Source organism: Pseudomonas sp. ADAK7, from assembly GCF_012935675.1.
In the GTDB taxonomy this organism is placed as follows: Bacteria; Pseudomonadota; Gammaproteobacteria; order Pseudomonadales; family Pseudomonadaceae; genus Aquipseudomonas.
On the sequence record NZ_CP052861.1, the window covers coordinates 3,995,561 to 4,013,026 of the forward strand.

The following is a 17,466-nucleotide window of genomic DNA, read 5'->3' on the forward strand; positions in this document are numbered from 1 at the left end:
AAAATTAAACTCGGGTAACCAATGGAACTGGCAAGTTCCCTGCAGTGCTCTGTGAACTAGAAAGCAGCATTTGCGTTGTGGAATTAACGGTCACCCGAGCAGCAGTACCTGGCATTGGCTGTGTGACTTCTCAGCTGGACCCGGGTACTCGTCTCAGGACAATGGAGCGTCGTAGATGAGTAACAAGAACAACGATGACCTGAAGTACCAAGCCTCGGAAAACACCCTGGGGCTTAATCCTGTTGTTGGGCTGCGTGGAAAGGATCTACTGGCTTCTGCTCGGATGGTGCTCAGGCAGGCCATCAAACAACCGATTCACAGCGTCAAGCATGTCGCTCATTTCAGCCTCGAACTCAAGAATGTGTTGTTCGGTAAATCCGAGCTGCACCCGCCAGGCGATGACCGTCGCTTTGCCGATCCGGCCTGGAGCCAGAACCCGCTCTACAAACGTTATCTGCAAACCTACCTGGCGTGGCGCAAGGAACTCCATGCCTGGATCGACGACAGCAGCCTGTCGCCCAAAGACGTCGCCCGCGGGCACTTCGTGATCAACCTCATGACCGAAGCCATGGCCCCGACCAACAGTGCGGCCAACCCGGCGGCGGTCAAGCGCTTCTTCGAAACCGGCGGCAAGAGCCTGCTCGACGGCCTCTCCCATCTGGCCAAGGACATCGTGCACAACGGCGGCATGCCGAGCCAGGTCAACATGGGTGCCTTCGAAGTCGGCAAATCCCTGGGCGTGACCGAAGGCGCGGTGGTATTTCGCAACGACGTGCTGGAGCTGATCCAGTACCGACCGATCACCGAGCAGGTGCACGAGCGCCCATTGCTGGTGGTACCGCCGCAGATCAACAAGTTCTACGTATTCGACCTGAGCCCGGACAAGAGCCTGGCGCGCTTCTGCCTGCGCAACAACGTGCAGACCTTTATCGTCAGCTGGCGCAACCCGACCAAGGAACAACGCGAGTGGGGCCTGTCCACCTATATTGAAGCGCTCAAGGAAGCGGTTGATGTGGTCATGGCGATTACCGGCAGCAAAGACGTGAACATGCTCGGCGCCTGCTCCGGCGGCATCACCTGCACCGCCCTGCTGGGCCACTACGCGGCGATCGGCGAGAAGAAGGTCAACGCCCTGACTTTGCTGGTGAGCGTGCTGGACACCACCCTGGACAGCGACGTGGCCCTGTTCGTCGACGAGCAGACCCTCGAAGCCGCCAAGCGCCATTCCTACCAGGCCGGTGTGCTGGAAGGCCGCGACATGGCGAAGGTCTTTGCCTGGATGCGCCCCAACGACCTGATCTGGAACTACTGGGTCAACAACTACCTGCTCGGCAACGAGCCGCCAGTGTTCGACATCCTGTTCTGGAACAACGACACCACCCGCTTGCCGGCCGCATTCCACGGCGACCTGATCGAGATGTTCAAAAGTAATCCACTGATCCGCGCCAACGCCCTGGAAGTGTGCGGCACGCCGATCGACCTGAAGCAGGTCACGGCCGACATCTTTTCCCTGGCCGGCACCAACGACCACATTACGCCGTGGAAGTCCTGCTACAAGTCGGCGCAACTGTTCGGTGGTAACGTTGAATTCGTCCTGTCCAGCAGCGGGCATATCCAGAGCATCCTCAACCCGCCGGGCAACCCGAAGTCGCGCTACATGACCAGCGCCGACATGCCGGTGAAGGCCGAGGACTGGCAAGAGAACTCGACCAAGCACACCGATTCCTGGTGGCTGCACTGGCAAGCGTGGCAAGCCGAGCGTTCGGGCAAGTTGAAGAAATCCCCGACCACTCTGGGCAACAAAACCTACACGGCGGGCGAAGCTGCGCCGGGTACCTACGTGCATGAGCGGTAACTGACACACCTCGCCCTTGTAGGAGCGAAGCTTGCTCGCGAAAGCGGTCGTTCATTCAACGTAGATGTCGACTGGACTGACCTCTTCGCGAGCAAGCTTCGCTCCTACAGGGATCGGGGATGAATTCACCCACAGGGCCTGAAGCATGCCGCAACCGTTCATTTTTCGTACCGTCGACCTGGATGGCCAGACCCTCCGCACCGCGGTACGCCCCGGCAAGCCTCACTTGACGCCCTTGCTGATTTTCAACGGCATCGGCGCCAACCTGGAGCTGGTGTTTCCGTTCGTCGCAGCGCTGGACCCGGACCTGGAAGTCATCGCCTTCGACGTTCCCGGGGTCGGCGGCTCGTCAACGCCGAATCACCCGTATCGCTTCCCGGGATTGGCAAAACTCACGGCACGGATGCTCGACTATCTCGACTATGGGCAAGTCAACGTGATCGGCGTGTCCTGGGGCGGCGCCCTGGCGCAGCAGTTCGCCTATGACTATCCCGAACGCTGCAAGAAACTGGTCCTCGCGGCCACGGCGGCGGGTGCAGTGATGGTGCCCGGCAAGCCGAAAGTGTTGTGGATGATGGCCAGCCCCAGGCGTTATATCCAGCCGTCCCACGTGATCCGCATTGCACCGATGATCTACGGCGGCTCGTTCCGCCGCGACCCGACGCTGGCGGCCAGCCATGCGGCGAAGGTGCGTTCGGCGGGCAAGCTCGGTTACTACTGGCAGCTGTTCGCCGGCCTCGGCTGGACCAGCATTCACTGGCTGCACAAGATCCACCAGCCGACGCTGGTACTGGCCGGCGATGATGATCCGCTGATCCCGCTGATCAACATGCGCATCCTGGCCTGGCGGATTCCCAACGCCCAGCTGCACATCATCGATGATGGGCATCTGTTCCTGATTACCCGCGCCGAAGCGGTGGCGCCGATCATCATGAAATTCCTCGAGGAAGAACGGCAGCGTGCGGTGATGCATCCGCATCCCACGCCATTGGGCGGCTAATCCGCCGTTTAGTCGACGGAAAGGGAATGGCAGGACGCCGTTCCGCGCAACAACCCGCAACAGCGTCTATGGTGTTCTGGTTCGGTGTGTTTGTTTTTGGCCTGAAGACGAAGGAGTGTTGATTCATGCGCGAAAAACCAGCGAGGGAGTTTTTGCCCACTCCCGCCGCGTTCATCAACGCACAGAGTGCGATTACCGGCCTGCGTGGTCGGGATCTGTTTTCGACCCTGCGCAGTGTTGCCGCCCATGGTTTGCGCAACCCGGTGCACAGCGCCCGGCACGCCCTGAAACTGGGTGGCCAGTTGGGTCGTGTGCTGTTGGGGGAAACCCTGCACCCGACCAACCCGCAGGACAGTCGCTTTGCCGACCCGGCGTGGAGTCTCAACCCGTTCTATCGGCGCAGTTTGCAGGCTTATCTGAGCTGGCAGAAACAGGTCAAGAGCTGGATCGACGAGAGCGCCATGAGCCCGGATGATCGGGCCCGCGCCCACTTCGCTTTTGCTCTGCTCAACGACGCCGTGGCGCCGTCCAACACCTTGCTCAATCCGCTGGCGATCAAGGAGATCTTCAACTCCGGCGGCAACAGTCTGGTGCGTGGTGTCGGGCATCTGATCGACGATTTCCTGCACAACGATGGCTTGCCCCGGCAGGTCACAAAACAAGCCTTCGAGGTCGGTAAAACCGTCGCCACCACCACCGGCTCAGTGGTGTTTCGCAACGAGTTGCTGGAGCTGATCCAGTACAAGCCAATGAGTGAAAAGCAGTATTCAAAACCGCTGCTGGTGGTGCCGCCGCAGATCAACAAGTACTACATTTTCGACCTGAGCCCGCACAACAGCTTCGTCCAGTTCGCCCTGAAAAACGGTTTGCAAACCTTCATGATCAGCTGGCGCAACCCGGATGTGCGCCATCGCGAATGGGGGTTGTCGACCTACGTCGAAGCAGTGGAAGAAGCGATGAACGTCTGCCGGGCGATCACTGGCGCGCGCGAGGTCAACCTGATGGGCGCTTGTGCTGGCGGGCTGACCATTGCCGCGCTGCAAGGGCATCTCCAGGCCAAGCGGCAACTGCGGCGGGTGTCGAGCGCGACCTATCTGGTGAGCCTGCTCGACAGTCAGATGGACAGCCCGGCCACCCTGTTCGCTGACGAACAGACCCTGGAAGCAGCCAAGCGCCGCTCCTATCAAAAGGGTGTGCTCGATGGTCGCGACATGGCCAAGGTGTTCGCCTGGATGCGTCCCAACGATTTGATCTGGAGCTACTTCGTCAACAACTACCTGCTGGGCAAGGAGCCGCCGGCGTTCGACATTCTCTACTGGAACAACGACAACACGCGGCTGCCGGCGGCGTTCCACGGCGACCTGCTGGACTTCTTCAAGCACAACCCGCTGAGCCATCCGGGTGGTCTTGAGGTGTGCGGCACGCCAATCGACTTGCAGAAAGTCACGGTCGACAGTTTCAGCGTGGCCGGCATGAACGATCACATCACCCCGTGGGATGCGGTGTATCGCTCGACGCTGTTGCTGGGCGGCGAACGGCGCTTCGTGCTGTCCAACAGCGGCCATGTGCAGAGCATTCTCAACCCGCCTTCCAACCCGAAAGCCAACTTCGTCGAAAGCCCGAAATTGAGCAGCGACCCACGGGCCTGGTATTACGACGCCAAGCAAACCGATGGCAGTTGGTGGACACCATGGTTGAGCTGGATTCAGGAACGCTCCGGGGCACAAAAAGAAACCCACATGGCCCTCGGCAACCAGAACTATCCACCGATGGAAGCCGCTCCCGGCACTTACGTCCGCGTGCGCTGACGCTCAAACCACCACGGCCGCCGCCGGCCGTGGCATGACTCGACCATTAAGAAGACTGGATGAAAACCCGCGACCGGATCCTCGAATGTGCCCTGCAGTTGTTCAATCACAAGGGCGAACCGAACGTCTCCACCATGGAAGTTGCCAACGAAATGGGGATCAGCCCCGGCAACCTCTACTACCACTTCCACGGCAAGGAACCGCTGATTCTGGGGTTGTTCGAACGCTTCCAGAATGAATTGGCGCCGCTGCTCGATCCGCCTTCCGATGTGGAACTGGGCCCCGAAGATTACTGGCTGTTCCTGCACCTGATCGTCGAGCGCCTGGCGCATTACCGGTTTCTGTTCCAGGACCTGTCGAACCTCGCCGGCCGCCTGCCGAAACTGGCCAAGGGTATCCGCAACCTGCTCAATGCCCTGAAGCGCACATTGGCTTCGTTGCTGGCACGGCTGAAGGCTCAGGGGCAATTGGTCAGCGATACCCAGGCGTTGGGGCAACTGGTGGAACAGATCACCATGACGTTGCTGTTCTCACTGGACTATCAGCGGATTCTGGATCGCGAAGGGGAAGTGAGGTTGGTGGTGTACCAGATCATGATGCTGGTGGCGCCGCACTTGCTGCCGCCGATCAAGGCTGCGACGGAGCAACTGGCCCTTCAATACCTGGAAGAACACGAGTGAGTCAGTTGGAACCACCCCATTCATCACTACAACCCGCGCATAAAAAAACGCCCGACCTTTGCAGGCCGGGCGTGATCGTTCCCATGCTCCGCGTGGGAATGCAGCCGGTGACGCTCTGCGTCACTGCCGCAGTGGACGCGGAGCGTCCGTTGAGGCATTCCCACGCAGAGCGTGGGAACGATCATCAGGACTGACTGGTTGGCGTCGATGGAGCTGGCGCGGCAGTCGGGGTTACAGCAGGGGTCGGCGCTGCAGCGGAGTTCGCTGAAGTGGCCGGGGTTGCCGGTTTGGCGGCAGCCACTGCTGGTTTTGGCGCGGCGGCTTTTGGAGCGGCCGGTTTTTTCACCGCTGGCTTCTTCGCTGCGGCAGGTTTTGCCGCTGGCTTGGCTGCAGGTTTTGCCGCTGCGGTTTTGGCAGCTGGTTTCGCTGCTGTTTTAGCCGCTGGTTTTGCCGCGGCTTTGGCAGCGACCGGTTTGGCTGCTGGCTTGGCTGCTGCAGGTTTTGCTGCGGCCGTTTTGGCGGCTGGTTTGGCAGCCGGTTTCGCGGCAGCTTTAGCCAGTGGCTTGGCAGCAGTTTTAGCCGCTGGTTTGGCCGCTGCGGTTTTCGCCGCAACAGGCGCAACCTTGGCACCGGTGAGTTTTTCGATTTGCTTGGTCAGGGTATCGACCTTGCTGTGCAGTGCCTTCACCTCATTGCGGCTCGGAACACCCAGGCGCGAAATGGCGCTGTTCAGGCGCTTGTCGAAAGCCCCTTCCAGCTCATCCCACTTGCCCAGTGCACGGTCTTTCACGCCGCTGATGCGCGACTTGGCCGTCGAAGCGGAGTCCTTGGCGGCGTCGACTTTTTTGCCAACAGCGCTTTTGGTGAGCTTCTCGGCTTTCTCGCCGTCTTTAACCAATGTATCGAAGAGTTTGCTGCCGTCAGTGTCGATCTTCGAATACACGCCTAAACCAGCCAGCCAGATTTTGCGGGAGTAGTCTTCGACTTTCCCGATCCACGAGCTGCCTTCTTTTTCAGTATTCTTTTTACCAGCCATCCCGTTCTCCTTAAGATTTACGCGCGACACGTTCGAGCAATGCCGTCAGCTCATCGAGCTTAGCAGAGAGTGTCTCAACGTCATGTTTAGACGGAATGCCGATACGATTCAAGGCACTTGCGACACGCGAGTCAAAAGCCTTCTCGACCTTGTCGAGTTGCACTTCGACCTTGCCTTTGAAAGTGCTCACTTCAGTCTTGGCTTCATCGATCTCGGCATTGGCCGCTTCGAGTTTTTCAGCAACGACTTTTTTGCCTTTCTTTTCAACAGTTTGACCAGCCTTGATCAACTCTTGAAAGTACTCGCCGCCCTCGATTCCAACCTTGGTGTAGGCACCCAGGCCTGCCAGCCAGATCTTGCGGGCATACGATCTGACGTCTTGCAGAGCATTAGTCGATGCGTCGATTTTTTTCTTCAAAATAACTTTGGCCATGGTGCACCTCACGCGCAGAAGGTTTGAGGAACTGCCCGCGAAAGTGTCGGGCTCAGGCACAAAGTAGGGAGAAAAATTAGAAACGGCACCCTAACAACTGACATAAACCGGTGGTGCCTGTGGAAGAGATCGCAGCCTCGTTTCACTCGACAGCTCCTACAGAGGGTGGCGGCGCGCATCTGTAGGAGCTGTCGAGTGAAACGAGGCTGCGATCTTTTCGGCGTCACACCAACGCTTTATCCAACGCCTTTTCGATTTCCGATTTGATGGTGCCGCTCATGGCCGACATCAACAGGCCCAGCTCGACATCGACCTTGATCGAATCCTCGCCTACATGCACCGCGCCCTTCACCCCCGAACGCTTGAGGTTCAGGGTGTCGCCCGACCACGACGGCTCCAGGCCATATTGCTCGGACAGTTTCTGCGCCAACAGGTCGGCCTTCTCGCGCGCCGCTTCCTTGCCCAGGCCGTGGGCACGTTCAACACTAATTCGGGCCATCGAATGACTCCTGCTTTATGGATACTTTCCTGAAGCATCTTGACCGCTGCTGCGGCAAAACGTCCCGGTGATCGCCTATCTTACCTTCAGCCTTGCCAAGACAAAGCAGGCCACCGGGATTAGAATGTCCCGCATTCTCTTCTGGTGACAGCGATATGACTGATCAGCGCAAAGGCAGCGATGCCGAACCCACCACTCACTTCGGTTTCAAAAACGTTCCGGAAAGCCAAAAAGCGGAAAAAGTCGCTGAGGTTTTCCACTCGGTAGCCGCCAAGTACGACTTGATGAACGACCTCCTGTCGGGCGGCATGCACCGTCTGTGGAAGCGTTTCGCGATCGAACTGTCGGGCGTGCGCACCGGTAACCGCGTGCTGGACATTGCCGGTGGCACCGGCGACCTGACCAAGAAATTCTCGCACCTCGTCGGCCCGACCGGCCAGGTGGTGTTGGCTGACATCAACGAATCCATGCTCAAGGTCGGTCGTGACCGCCTGCTGGACCTCGGTGTGGCCGGCAACGTTGAATTCGTCCAGGCTGATGCGGAAAAACTGCCGTTCCCGGACAACCATTTCGACTGCGTGACCATCGCTTTCGGCCTGCGCAACGTGACGCATAAAGAAGACGCCCTGCGCTCGATGCTGCGCGTGCTCAAGCCTGGCGGTCGTCTGCTGGTGCTGGAATTCTCCAAGCCGACCAACGCGCTGATGTCCAAAGCCTACGACGCCTACTCGTTCGCCTTCATGCCGCTGATGGGCAAGCTGATCACCAACGACTCGGAAAGCTATCGCTACCTGGCCGAATCGATCCGCATGCACCCGAATCAGGAAACCCTGAAGTCGATGATGGTCGAGGCCGGTTTCGACCGCGTGACCTACCACAACATGACCGCAGGCATCGTCGCCCTGCACCGCGGCATCAAGCCCTGATGTTGCTGGCCGGCCTGCTCGCCAGCGTTGAACTCGGTCTGAACCGGGTGCTGCGTCTCGACAGCACCGCGCTGCCGCGCCTGGCGCATTTGAGCGGCCGGGTGATTGCCGTCGATTGCCGCAGCCCGGCATTTCAGCTGTTCATCCTGCCCAGCGACGAAGGCCTGATGCTCGCTTCCCAGTGGGAAACCGGCGCCGATTGCACCTTGCGTGCGCCGGCCGCGAGCCTGTTGAAACTGGCGCTGAGCAAGGACAAGACTTCGATCTTGCACAGCCCGGAAGTCGAACTCGACGGTGACAGCGGCGTGCTGCTGGAACTGGCGGCCATCCTGCAAGACCTGGAGCTGGACTGGGAGTACGAACTCTCGCGCTGGCTGGGACCTGTCGCCACGCAACTGGTCGGCGGTCACCTGCGCAGCCGCGCACGTTTTTATCAGCAAGGGTTTGCCAGCCTGAATCAAAACCTTGGCGAATACCTGGCCGAAGAATCGCGCACCCTCGTCGGGCAGCGCGAAGCCGAAGCCCGGTTCAGTGAACTGGACCAGATCAAACTTGATCTTGAACGTCTCGAGGCGCGTTTCGAGCGCCTTTCCCGATCCCTAGACCCAAGCGATAACGCATGAAGCTGCTTGCCGTCCGCCGTTTGTTGCGCATCCAGCGCGTCGTGATCCGCTACCGCCTCGATGACCTGCTGTTCGCCCTGCCGCTGCCCTGGTTTCTGCTGGCGCTGCGTTATGCCTTGCCGTGGCGCTGGTTCCCGCGCAAGACCCTGGACCTGAGCCGTGGCGCACGATTGCGCCTGGCGTTGCAGGACCTGGGGCCGATCTTCATCAAGTTCGGACAGATCCTCTCCACTCGCCGCGACCTGTTGCCGGAAGACATCGCCGATGAGCTGATGAAGCTGCAGGACCGGGTGCCGCCGTTCGACTCGCAAGTGTCGATCAAATTGATCGAAGAACAGCTCGGGAAAAAGATCAGCGAAGTGTTCAGCCGTTTCGACGTCGAACCGCTGGCCTCGGCCTCGGTGGCGCAGGTGCATGCCGCGCAGCTGAAAACCGGTGAAGAAGTGGTGGTCAAGGTGATCCGCCCGGGCCTGAAACCGATCATCAAGCAAGACCTGGCGTGGCTGTTCATCCTCGCCCGCGCCGCCGAAAAACTCTCGGCCGATGCACGCCTGCTGCACCCGGTGGACGTGGTCCAGGACTACGAAAAAACCATCTACGACGAACTCGACCTGTTGCGCGAGGCGGCCAACGCCAGCCAGTTGAAGCGCAACTTCGAAGGCTCGGATCTGCTGTACGTGCCGCAAGTCTATTGGGACTGGTGCCGGCCGAAAGTGCTGGTGATGGAGCGCATCTACGGGATTCAGGTCACCGACCTCGCGACCCTGGCCGACCAGCGCACCGACATGAAAATGCTCGCCGAACGCGGTGTGGAGATCTTCTTCACTCAGGTGTTCCGCGACAGCTTCTTCCACGCCGACATGCACCCGGGCAACATCTTCGTCAGCACCGTGAGTCCGTGGAGCCCCCAGTACATTGCGATCGACTGCGGCATCGTCGGCAGCCTGACCCCGGAAGACCAGGACTATCTGGCGCGCAACCTGTTCGCGTTCTTCAAGCGTGATTACCGGCGTGTGGCGCAGTTGCACATCGATTCGGGCTGGGTCCCGGCGGAAACCAAGCTCAACGAATTCGAAGCGGCGATCCGCACGGTGTGCGAACCGATTTTCGAAAAACCGTTAAAAGATATTTCCTTCGGCCAGGTGCTGATGCGCCTGTTCCAGACCGCTCGGCGCTTCAACATGGAAGTGCAGCCGCAGCTCGTGTTGCTACAAAAAACCCTGTTGAACATTGAAGGCCTGGGCCGTCAGCTGTACCCGGACCTCGATCTGTGGAACACCGCCCAGCCGTTCCTTGAACGCTGGATGCGCGAGCGCGTCAGCCCGAAAGCCTTGATCGGCAACGTGCAGAGCCAGTTCGAACAACTGCCGCACCTGGCCAACATGGCCCGCGACCTGCTGGAACGCATGTCCCAACCCCACGCCTACGACCCGCCGCCACCGTGGCATCGACGCAAGGACGACTGGTTCCTGCGCCTGCTCGGTTGCGCGCACCTGGGCGGTGGCGCGGTACTCGCCGCGGGCGGCCCGCTGAATGAATTTGGGCATTGGCCGGCCGGGATCATGATGATCGTCGGTTTGTATCTGGTCGTTCGCCGATAGCCAGAGCCATCGCACGCTGGCACACTGTTTCAACGCCTGCCCGACTAATGAAGTGTCGGGCCCGCTGTCGGAGTCGAAGATGAACAACTGGCTGGACGAGATCAAGTGGGACGCTGACGGCCTCGTGCCGGCGATTGCCCAGGACCACAAGACCGGGCGCGTCCTGATGATGGCCTGGATGAACCGCGAAGCGCTGGAACTGAGCGCTGCCGAGAACCGTGCCATCTACTGGTCACGTTCCCGTGGCAAGTTGTGGCGCAAGGGCGAAGAGTCCGGCCACGTGCAGACCCTGCATGAGATGCGCCTGGACTGTGACGCCGACGTGATCATCCTGATGGTCGAGCAAATCGGAGGCATCGCCTGCCATACCGGCCGCCAGAGCTGCTTCTACCGTGTCTTCGAGAACGGCGACTGGAAAACCGTCGACCCGGTCCTGAAAGACCCGCATGCCATCTATTCCGCAGGACACAGCCATGAGTGACACCCTGACCCGCCTGGCCGAAGTGCTGGAGGAGCGCAAAGGCGCCGCCGCCGACAGCTCGTATGTCGCCAGCCTGTACCACAAGGGCTTGAACAAGATTCTGGAAAAAGTCGGCGAAGAGTCGGTCGAAACCATCATTGCCGCCAAGGACGCCGCCATCAGCGGTGACTGCAGCGACGTGATCTACGAGACCGCCGATTTGTGGTTCCACAGCATGGTCATGCTCGCCCAACTGGGGCAGCATCCACAGGCTGTGCTCGATGAACTGGACCGTCGCTTCGGTCTGTCCGGACACGTCGAGAAAGCCTCGCGTCCGTCCGCCTGAATATCTATTTGAGAGGAGCAGCAACATGGGCATTTTTGACTGGAAACACTGGATCGTCATCCTGGTTGTCGTGGTGCTGGTGTTCGGCACCAAGAAACTGAAAAACCTCGGCACTGACGTCGGTGAGTCGATCAAAGGCTTTCGCAAAGCCATGAACGATGAAGAGAAACCGGCCGATCCGACCGTGACCCCGGCCCAACCGGTGCCACCTGCTCAACCTACGACGACCTCGCCGCTGAACCAGCCGCACACCATCGACGTGCAGGCACAGAAAGTCGAAGAGCCGATCCGCAAAGACGTGTGAGCACTGACTAATGTTTGGTATCAGCTTCTCTGAACTGCTGCTCGTCGGCCTCGTGGCCCTGCTGGTGCTGGGCCCCGAACGTCTGCCGGGTGCTGCGCGCACCGCCGGTCTGTGGATCGGGCGGCTGAAGCGCAGCTTCAACGCGATCAAACAGGAAGTTGAACGTGAAATCGGTGCCGACGAGATTCGCCGGCAACTGCACAACGAACACATCCTGTCCCTGGAGCAGGAAGCGCGGAAGATCTTCACGCCGACCCAGCAGGAAGCCACGCCGGTGCAGCCGGTTGAACCGGTGGCCGAGCAGACGATTCACACGCCGGGCACCGAACCGGTGGCCTCCATGGGCGGCGTCGAACCCGCACCTGTTGTCCCCGCGCCGACACCCGTAGAACCTGTTGCTCCTGCGGCGGCGCCCATCGCTCCCGCTCCTCATGACCCCACACTGCCGCCGCGAGCCCCATGAGCGATCTTCCTGAAAACGACCAGCACATGCCGCTGGTTTCGCACCTCACCGAGTTGCGTACCCGCCTGCTGCGCTGTGTAGCGGCGATTTTCATCATCTTCGCCGGGTTGTTCGCGTTTACCCAGCAGATCTACACCTTCGTCTCCACGCCGCTGCGCCAGTACCTGCCGGTGGGCGCGACGATGATTGCCACCGACGTGTCGTCGCCGTTCCTGACGCCACTGAAGCTGACGATGATGGTGTCGCTGTTCCTGGCGATCCCGGTGATCCTGCATCAGATCTGGGGCTTTATCGCGCCGGGCCTGTACAAGCACGAGAAGCGCATCGCGGTGCCGTTGCTGGTCTCCAGCATCCTGTTGTTCTACACCGGCATGGCGTTCGCCTATTACCTGGTGTTCCCGCTGATCTTCAAATTCTTCGCCGCCGCCACCCCGGCCGGCGTGGAAATGATGACCGACATCAGCAGCTACCTCGATTTCGTCATGACCTTGTTCTTCGCCTTTGGCGTGGCGTTCGAGATCCCGGTGGCCGTGGTGCTGCTGGTGTGGATCGGCGTGGTCAACGTCGCTTACCTGAAGAAGATTCGCCCGTACGTGGTCATCGGCTGCTTCGTGGTCGGCATGATTCTGACCCCGCCGGACATCTTCTCCCAGACCCTGCTGGCGGTACCGATGTGGTTGCTGTTCGAAATCGGCATCCTGTTCGGCAGCCTGGTCAGCAAGCGCGGCGAGCACCCGGACGATCAACCGGCTGACGATCACAACGACCAGCCGCCAGCGACCCAGCCGTGAACCTGTTGCTCCTCGAAGAGGCCGATTTCATTGCGGCCGACCGGGTGATCCTGCGTGATCGGCGGTTGACCCATATGCAGGAAGTCCATCGCTGCGTCGTCGGTGACAGCATGCGCGTCGGCCGGATTGACGGGCTGATGGGCTCGGCCGAAGTGCTGCGCCTGGACGCCGGCGAAGCAGAATTGCGCGTCACCCTCGACCAACCACCGCCCGCCAAGCTGCCATTGACCCTGGTGTTGGCTCTGCCACGGCCGAAAATGCTGCGCAGGGTGTTTCAGACCGTGGCCGCCATGGGTGTGCCACGGATCGTGCTGGTGAACAGCTATCGCGTCGAGAAGAGCTTCTGGCAGACACCGTTCCTGGAACCCGAGGCCATTCGTGAGCAGTTGATCCTCGGCCTGGAACAGGCTCGGGACAGCGTGCTGCCGGAGATTGTCATCGAGAAGCGCTTCAAGCCGTTTGTCGAAGACCGTCTGCCGGCTATTACTGAAGGCACCCTCGGCCTGGTCGGGCATCCCGGCAATTACCCGCCCTGCCCTCGTGGCCTGGACGAACCGGTGACCCTGGCCATCGGCCCCGAGGGCGGCTGGATTCCCTACGAAATCGAATTGCTGGGTAAGTCCGGGCTGAATCCGGTGCAACTGGGTGATCGCATTCTGCGGGTTGAAACCGCCGTCACCGCGCTGCTCGCGCGCCTCTTCTAACCGCACCCTTCTTCTGTAGGAGCAAAGCTTGCTCGCGATAGCGAACGGTCAGTCACCCCTCTATTGACTGACACGCCGCCATCGCGAGCAAGCTTTGCTCCTACAGGGGATTTCGTCGCCACAACCAACGTGTGCGCCTACAGATTCCCACTCGCCAGCCGATACAGCCCCCATAAAACCAAATAGTGTTCCAAGGGGAGTTGCAGCATGTACCGTTGGCTAGCCGAGAAACTGGGAAACGTAAGCGTTAATCGCAAACTGGGTGTCGGCTTCGGTCTCGTCCTGCTTCTGACCTTGTTGATCACCTTCACCGGCTGGACCGGCCTGACGGGTGTGATGAGCCGTGGCGACAAGCTCGGGTTCATCGCCAGTCTCAATGACCTGACCAAGGACCTGCGCCTCGCCCGCCTGGACTACGAAATGCGCCGTGGCGAACAAGGCCCGGGCGCGGTCAACGACTTGCTGGGTCAACTTGACGCCGGCCTGCAAACCGCGCGCAAGCTGATCGAGCAACCCGCCGACGTGGCGATGATCGACCAGCAACTGGCCGCCGTCAGCCAGTATAAGCAAGCCTTCACCGCCATGACCCAGGCCGGCGCCAACCGCGAAGACGCCCGCAGCAAGCTCGGTGCCACCGCCGACAACGCCGTGGCCAAGGTCGCTGAAGTCGAGAAGTCCTTGTTGCAGGGTGACAGCGTCGCCCAGTTCAACGCGGTGATCGACCTGAGCAAACTGATCCAGCAAGCACGCTTCCAGGTCAGCGGCTACACCTACAGTGCCAAGACCGAAGCCGAGCAGCCGGCGCTGGACGCCATCGACAACGCCCTGAAAAACCTCGAAAGCCTGCCAGGCAAACTGCCGGAACAGCACATCGCCAATCTGCAACAGGCCACCGACTCGCTCAAGGCCTATCGCGCCGCCGTCAGCCAGTTCCGCGATTCCCAGGTGGCCAGTGCCGCCGCGCTCAAACGCATGGGAGAGCAAGGCGACCTGTTGCTCGACGTCAGCAAAAAACTCACCGTTTCACAAACCATCGTGCGTGACACCGACGCCGCCCACGCCAAGAACCAACTGCTGATGGCGTCTATCCTGGCGCTGGCCTTTGGTTTGCTCGCCGCCTGGGCCATCACTCGGCAGATCGTCATTCCCCTGAGCCAGACCCTCAAAGTCGCCGAGCGCGTCGCTTCGGGTGATCTGACCCACAACCTCATCTCAGAACGTCAGGACGAACTGGGCCAGCTCCAGCGCGCCATGCAGAGCATGACCCTGGGCCTGCGCGAGTTGATCGGCGGCATCAGCGATGGCGTCACGCAAATCGCCAGCGCTGCCGAAGAGTTGTCCGCCGTCACCGAGCAGACCAGCGCCGGGGTCAACAGCCAGAAGGTCGAAACCGATCAGGTCGCCACCGCCATGCACGAGATGACCGCCACGGTGCAGGAAGTCGCGCGTAACGCCGAGGAAGCTTCGGAAGCCGCCGTCGCTGCTGATCAGCAGGCCCGCGAAGGCGACAAAGTGGTCGGCGAAGCCATCGCCCAGATCGAACGCCTGGCCATCGAAGTCGGCAACTCCACGGTCGCCATGAGCGAACTGAAGCGCGAAAGCGACAAGATCGGCAGCGTGCTCGATGTGATCAAGTCCGTGGCGCAACAGACCAATCTGCTGGCGCTCAACGCCGCCATCGAAGCTGCCCGTGCCGGTGAGGCCGGACGTGGATTTGCCGTGGTCGCCGACGAAGTCCGCAGCCTGGCCCAGCGCACTCAGAAATCCACCGAAGAAATCGAAGAGCTGATCGTCGGCCTGCAAACCGGCACCCAGCAAGTCGCGACCATCATGGACAACAGCCGCAGCCTGACCGACAGCAGCGTCGAACTGACCCGCCGTGCCGGTGGTTCACTGGAAAGCATCACCCGCACGGTGTCGGCGATTCAGTCGATGAACCAGCAGATCGCCGCGGCTGCCGAGCAGCAGAGCGCCGTCGCCGAAGAGATCAACCGTAGCGTGCTGAACGTGCGCGATGTGTCCGAGCAGACCTCGGCGGCGAGCGAAGAAACCGCGGCGTCCAGCGTTGAGCTGGCGCGGTTGGGCACGCATTTGCAGATGTTGGTTGGACGGTTCAAAGTCTGACCGCCGATCGTTCCCACGCTCTGCGTGGGAACGATCAAACAGGGAATGCATTCCAAAGTAGGGGCGAGGCTTGCCCGCGAAGGCGTCGGGTCAGGCGCCGGGGTTACAAAACCTGGCGCAAAAACGCCTGCGCCCGAGGATCCTTCGGCGCATCAAAGAACTCGGCCGGCGAGGCGTCTTCCAGCAATTTGCCGTGATCGAAGAACAGCACCCGATCCGCCACTTCCCGGGCGAAACCCATTTCGTGGGTGACGCAGACCATGGTCATGCCTTCCACGGCCAGGGTTTTCATCACGTCCAGCACTTCACCGACCATTTCCGGGTCGAGTGCCGACGTCGGCTCATCAAACAGCATGACCTTCGGCTCCATGGCCAACGCTCGGGCAATTGCCACGCGTTGTTGCTGGCCGCCAGACAGGCGTGACGGAAACTCGTTGGCCTTCTGCGCGATACCGACCTTTTGCAGCAATTCCATTGCCTTGGCCTCGCGCTCTTTCTTGCCGCGTTTGCGCACGACCTTCTGCGCCAGGCAGAGGTTTTCCAGCACGGTCATGTGCGGGAACAGGTTGAAATGCTGGAACACCATGCCGACTTCCCGGCGATAGGCATTCACGTCGGTTTTCGGATCGGCCAGTTGCAAGCCGTCGATGCTCACCGAACCCGAGTCGAATTCTTCGAGGCCATTGAGGCAGCGCAGGAAGGTCGACTTGCCGGAGCCAGACGGACCGATCACCACCAGCACTTCGCCCTTGGCCACTTTCGTGGAGACGTTATCCACCGCGCGCACCACTTGGCCGCGGGTGTCGAAGACTTTTACCAGTTCGCGGACTTCAATCACTTTGCGCGAGCCTCCGCTCAAGCCGGCTGGCGATCTTCGACAGCGGCAGGTTGATCAACAGGTACAGCCCGGCCACGCAGAACAGGATTTCGAACGGCGAGAACGAGGTGGTGATGACTTCGCGACCGCTTTTCAGCAGCTCGGTAATCGCGATCACCGACACCAGCGAGGTGTCTTTGACCAGGCTGATGAACTGCCCGGCCAGCGGCGGCAGCACGCGTTTCAACGCTTGCGGCAGCACCACGTGGCGCATCGACTGGCCGGCGCTCAAGCCCAGCGAGCGCGCCGCTTCGTTCTGGCCACGGGCGATCGATTGCACGCCGGAGCGGATGATCTCCGCCACATAGGCGCCAGTGAACAGTGACAGCGCGGCGATCCCGGCGAATTCCCGGGACAGGTTCATCACGGTGCCGATGAAGAAGTAGAAAATGAAGATCTGCACCAGCAGCGGCGTACCGCGCACCAGTTCGACGTAAATGGTCGAGAGATCGCGCAGGGTCGGGTTGTTGGAGAGACGGCAGAGGCCGGTAGCGAGGCCGATCAACAGCCCGAGCACGCCCGACACCACGGACAGCCACAACGTGGTCCACAGGCCCCACAGCAACGGTCCGGCGGCCCAATGTCGGGTCACGCCGATCACGTCGCCTTCCGCCACATCATCGCCTTGGGCAACTTGCAGGCTGTTGTCGTCGACGGTCAGGTGTTGTTCTGTACCGGCGTCATTGCGCAGGGTGACTTCGGCCTTGTCGCCCTGGCGCACCAGTTCGCTGACCGTGGAAATATCCGCGGCGCGCTGGGACTCTTCGGCGTGGTAGGCAAAGTATTGCGGCACGCGGTTCCAGCGCCATTCGTAGGACATCAGCGAGGTGGCGTAATACAACGCGCCGGCCAGGCCGATCAGCACCAGCACGGTTAACACGTGCCAGGGCAGTTGGGATTTTTTATGTTTCATTTGTGGGACTCTTAGATTCGCTC

General features: G+C 60.6%; 19 protein-coding genes and 1 pseudogene. 15 read left to right on the forward strand and 5 right to left on the reverse strand.

The genetic code is table 11. The features are described 5' to 3' along the window. Positions 1-175 precede the first annotated feature (175 nt). From phaC (HKK53_RS18355) to HKK53_RS18370, 4 genes are all read left to right on the forward strand, one after another. Positions 176-1,855 carry a class II poly(R)-hydroxyalkanoic acid synthase gene (phaC, locus tag HKK53_RS18355; RefSeq protein WP_169372000.1) on the forward strand — a complete coding sequence of 560 codons (1,680 nt, stop codon included), beginning with the start codon at positions 176-178 and terminating at the stop codon, positions 1,853-1,855. Positions 1,856-2,000: 145 nt separating this feature from the next. Then, positions 2,001-2,855: a poly(3-hydroxyalkanoate) depolymerase gene (gene phaZ, locus HKK53_RS18360; protein WP_133837875.1), complete on the forward strand. Its 855-nt coding sequence runs from the start codon at positions 2,001-2,003 to the stop codon at positions 2,853-2,855. A 125-nt stretch (positions 2,856-2,980) separates the two neighbouring features. Further along, positions 2,981-4,663, forward strand: a complete 1,683-nt coding sequence (phaC, locus tag HKK53_RS18365) for a class II poly(R)-hydroxyalkanoic acid synthase (RefSeq protein ID WP_169372001.1) — start codon at positions 2,981-2,983, stop codon at positions 4,661-4,663. Positions 4,664-4,722: 59 nt separating this feature from the next. Then, positions 4,723-5,343: a TetR/AcrR family transcriptional regulator gene (locus HKK53_RS18370; protein ID WP_149659161.1), complete on the forward strand. Its 621-nt coding sequence runs from the start codon at positions 4,723-4,725 to the stop codon at positions 5,341-5,343. Between the two features lie 184 nt (positions 5,344-5,527). Here the strand turns inward: HKK53_RS18370 and HKK53_RS18375 are convergent, their stop codons facing one another. The 3 genes from HKK53_RS18375 to HKK53_RS18385 form a co-directional block, all read right to left on the reverse strand. Further along, positions 5,528-6,379 (reverse strand): phasin family protein, encoded by an 852-nt coding sequence (locus tag HKK53_RS18375; protein WP_169372002.1) that lies wholly within the window; start codon positions 6,377-6,379, stop codon positions 5,528-5,530. A gap of 10 nt (positions 6,380-6,389) precedes the next feature. Then, on the reverse strand, positions 6,390-6,812 hold the full coding sequence (locus HKK53_RS18380) for a phasin family protein (protein WP_169372003.1): 423 nt from the start codon (positions 6,810-6,812) through the stop codon (positions 6,390-6,392). Between the two features lie 223 nt (positions 6,813-7,035). Further along, the gene (locus tag HKK53_RS18385; RefSeq protein WP_169372004.1) at positions 7,036-7,311 is read right to left on the reverse strand and encodes a polyhydroxyalkanoic acid system family protein; all 276 of its coding nucleotides are present in this window, start codon (positions 7,309-7,311) and stop codon (positions 7,036-7,038) included. A gap of 155 nt (positions 7,312-7,466) precedes the next feature. Here HKK53_RS18385 and ubiE point away from each other — a divergent pair, with 155 nt between their 5' ends. The 11 genes and pseudogenes from ubiE (at position 7,467) to HKK53_RS33045 (ending at position 15,653) form a co-directional block, all read left to right on the forward strand. Further along, positions 7,467-8,237, forward strand: a complete 771-nt coding sequence (gene ubiE / locus HKK53_RS18390; protein WP_007948968.1) for a bifunctional demethylmenaquinone methyltransferase/2-methoxy-6-polyprenyl-1,4-benzoquinol methylase UbiE — start codon at positions 7,467-7,469, stop codon at positions 8,235-8,237. Beyond that, positions 8,237-8,860, forward strand: a complete 624-nt coding sequence (locus HKK53_RS18395; RefSeq protein WP_169372005.1) for a ubiquinone biosynthesis accessory factor UbiJ — start codon at positions 8,237-8,239, stop codon at positions 8,858-8,860. The genes ubiE and HKK53_RS18395 overlap by 1 nt, the downstream gene beginning before the upstream one ends. After that, on the forward strand, positions 8,857-10,461 hold the full coding sequence (gene ubiB / locus HKK53_RS18400) for a ubiquinone biosynthesis regulatory protein kinase UbiB (protein ID WP_169372006.1): 1,605 nt from the start codon (positions 8,857-8,859) through the stop codon (positions 10,459-10,461). Before HKK53_RS18395 ends, ubiB begins: the two co-directional genes overlap by 4 nt. A gap of 79 nt (positions 10,462-10,540) precedes the next feature. Further along, positions 10,541-10,942: a phosphoribosyl-AMP cyclohydrolase gene (hisI, locus tag HKK53_RS18405; RefSeq protein ID WP_169372007.1), complete on the forward strand. Its 402-nt coding sequence runs from the start codon at positions 10,541-10,543 to the stop codon at positions 10,940-10,942. After that, the gene (locus HKK53_RS18410; RefSeq protein ID WP_007909355.1) at positions 10,935-11,267 is read left to right on the forward strand and encodes a phosphoribosyl-ATP diphosphatase; all 333 of its coding nucleotides are present in this window, start codon (positions 10,935-10,937) and stop codon (positions 11,265-11,267) included. The genes hisI and HKK53_RS18410 overlap by 8 nt, the downstream gene beginning before the upstream one ends. A 25-nt stretch (positions 11,268-11,292) precedes the next feature. After that, on the forward strand, positions 11,293-11,571 hold the full coding sequence (locus HKK53_RS18415; protein WP_149659152.1) for a twin-arginine translocase TatA/TatE family subunit: 279 nt from the start codon (positions 11,293-11,295) through the stop codon (positions 11,569-11,571). Positions 11,572-11,581: 10 nt separating this feature from the next. Beyond that, the gene (tatB, locus tag HKK53_RS18420) at positions 11,582-12,034 is read left to right on the forward strand and encodes a Sec-independent protein translocase protein TatB (RefSeq protein WP_169372008.1); all 453 of its coding nucleotides are present in this window, start codon (positions 11,582-11,584) and stop codon (positions 12,032-12,034) included. Continuing rightward, positions 12,031-12,825 carry a twin-arginine translocase subunit TatC gene (gene tatC, locus HKK53_RS18425; RefSeq protein ID WP_169372009.1) on the forward strand — a complete coding sequence of 265 codons (795 nt, stop codon included), beginning with the start codon at positions 12,031-12,033 and terminating at the stop codon, positions 12,823-12,825. The genes tatB and tatC overlap by 4 nt, the downstream gene beginning before the upstream one ends. Further along, positions 12,822-13,529 carry a 16S rRNA (uracil(1498)-N(3))-methyltransferase gene (locus tag HKK53_RS18430; RefSeq protein ID WP_169372010.1) on the forward strand — a complete coding sequence of 236 codons (708 nt, stop codon included), beginning with the start codon at positions 12,822-12,824 and terminating at the stop codon, positions 13,527-13,529. Before tatC ends, HKK53_RS18430 begins: the two co-directional genes overlap by 4 nt. A gap of 207 nt (positions 13,530-13,736) precedes the next feature. Next, positions 13,737-14,795 (forward strand): annotated as a pseudogene (locus tag HKK53_RS33040) (methyl-accepting chemotaxis protein); the annotation flags it as partial. A gap of 144 nt (positions 14,796-14,939) precedes the next feature. After that, positions 14,940-15,653: a methyl-accepting chemotaxis protein gene (locus tag HKK53_RS33045; protein ID WP_429528432.1), complete on the forward strand. Its 714-nt coding sequence runs from the start codon at positions 14,940-14,942 to the stop codon at positions 15,651-15,653. A 103-nt stretch (positions 15,654-15,756) separates the two neighbouring features. On the opposite strand, the gene HKK53_RS18440 is transcribed toward HKK53_RS33045, so the two are convergent. After that, a complete protein-coding gene (locus HKK53_RS18440) occupies positions 15,757-16,491 on the reverse strand; it encodes an amino acid ABC transporter ATP-binding protein (RefSeq protein WP_169372012.1) in 735 nt (244 codons plus the stop codon). Continuing rightward, positions 16,484-17,443: an amino acid ABC transporter permease gene (locus tag HKK53_RS18445; protein WP_169372013.1), complete on the reverse strand. Its 960-nt coding sequence runs from the start codon at positions 17,441-17,443 to the stop codon at positions 16,484-16,486. The genes HKK53_RS18440 and HKK53_RS18445 overlap by 8 nt, the downstream gene beginning before the upstream one ends. Positions 17,444-17,466 lie beyond the last annotated feature (23 nt).

Coding starts and splice junctions, on each gene's coding strand:
- phaC (WP_169372000.1), top strand. CDS start 176: ATGAGTAACAAGAACAACGATGACCTGAAGTACCAAGCCTCGGAAAAC.
- phaZ (WP_133837875.1), top strand. CDS start 2,001: ATGCCGCAACCGTTCATTTTTCGTACCGTCGACCTGGATGGCCAGACC.
- phaC (WP_169372001.1), top strand. CDS start 2,981: ATGCGCGAAAAACCAGCGAGGGAGTTTTTGCCCACTCCCGCCGCGTTC.
- HKK53_RS18370 (WP_149659161.1), top strand. CDS start 4,723: ATGAAAACCCGCGACCGGATCCTCGAATGTGCCCTGCAGTTGTTCAAT.
- HKK53_RS18375 (WP_169372002.1), bottom strand. CDS start 6,379: ATGGCTGGTAAAAAGAATACTGAAAAAGAAGGCAGCTCGTGGATCGGG.
- HKK53_RS18380 (WP_169372003.1), bottom strand. CDS start 6,812: ATGGCCAAAGTTATTTTGAAGAAAAAAATCGACGCATCGACTAATGCT.
- HKK53_RS18385 (WP_169372004.1), bottom strand. CDS start 7,311: ATGGCCCGAATTAGTGTTGAACGTGCCCACGGCCTGGGCAAGGAAGCG.
- ubiE (WP_007948968.1), top strand. CDS start 7,467: ATGACTGATCAGCGCAAAGGCAGCGATGCCGAACCCACCACTCACTTC.
- HKK53_RS18395 (WP_169372005.1), top strand. CDS start 8,237: ATGTTGCTGGCCGGCCTGCTCGCCAGCGTTGAACTCGGTCTGAACCGG.
- ubiB (WP_169372006.1), top strand. CDS start 8,857: ATGAAGCTGCTTGCCGTCCGCCGTTTGTTGCGCATCCAGCGCGTCGTG.
- hisI (WP_169372007.1), top strand. CDS start 10,541: ATGAACAACTGGCTGGACGAGATCAAGTGGGACGCTGACGGCCTCGTG.
- HKK53_RS18410 (WP_007909355.1), top strand. CDS start 10,935: ATGAGTGACACCCTGACCCGCCTGGCCGAAGTGCTGGAGGAGCGCAAA.
- HKK53_RS18415 (WP_149659152.1), top strand. CDS start 11,293: ATGGGCATTTTTGACTGGAAACACTGGATCGTCATCCTGGTTGTCGTG.
- tatB (WP_169372008.1), top strand. CDS start 11,582: ATGTTTGGTATCAGCTTCTCTGAACTGCTGCTCGTCGGCCTCGTGGCC.
- tatC (WP_169372009.1), top strand. CDS start 12,031: ATGAGCGATCTTCCTGAAAACGACCAGCACATGCCGCTGGTTTCGCAC.
- HKK53_RS33045 (WP_429528432.1), top strand. CDS start 14,940: ATGCACGAGATGACCGCCACGGTGCAGGAAGTCGCGCGTAACGCCGAG.
- HKK53_RS18445 (WP_169372013.1), bottom strand. CDS start 17,443: ATGAAACATAAAAAATCCCAACTGCCCTGGCACGTGTTAACCGTGCTG.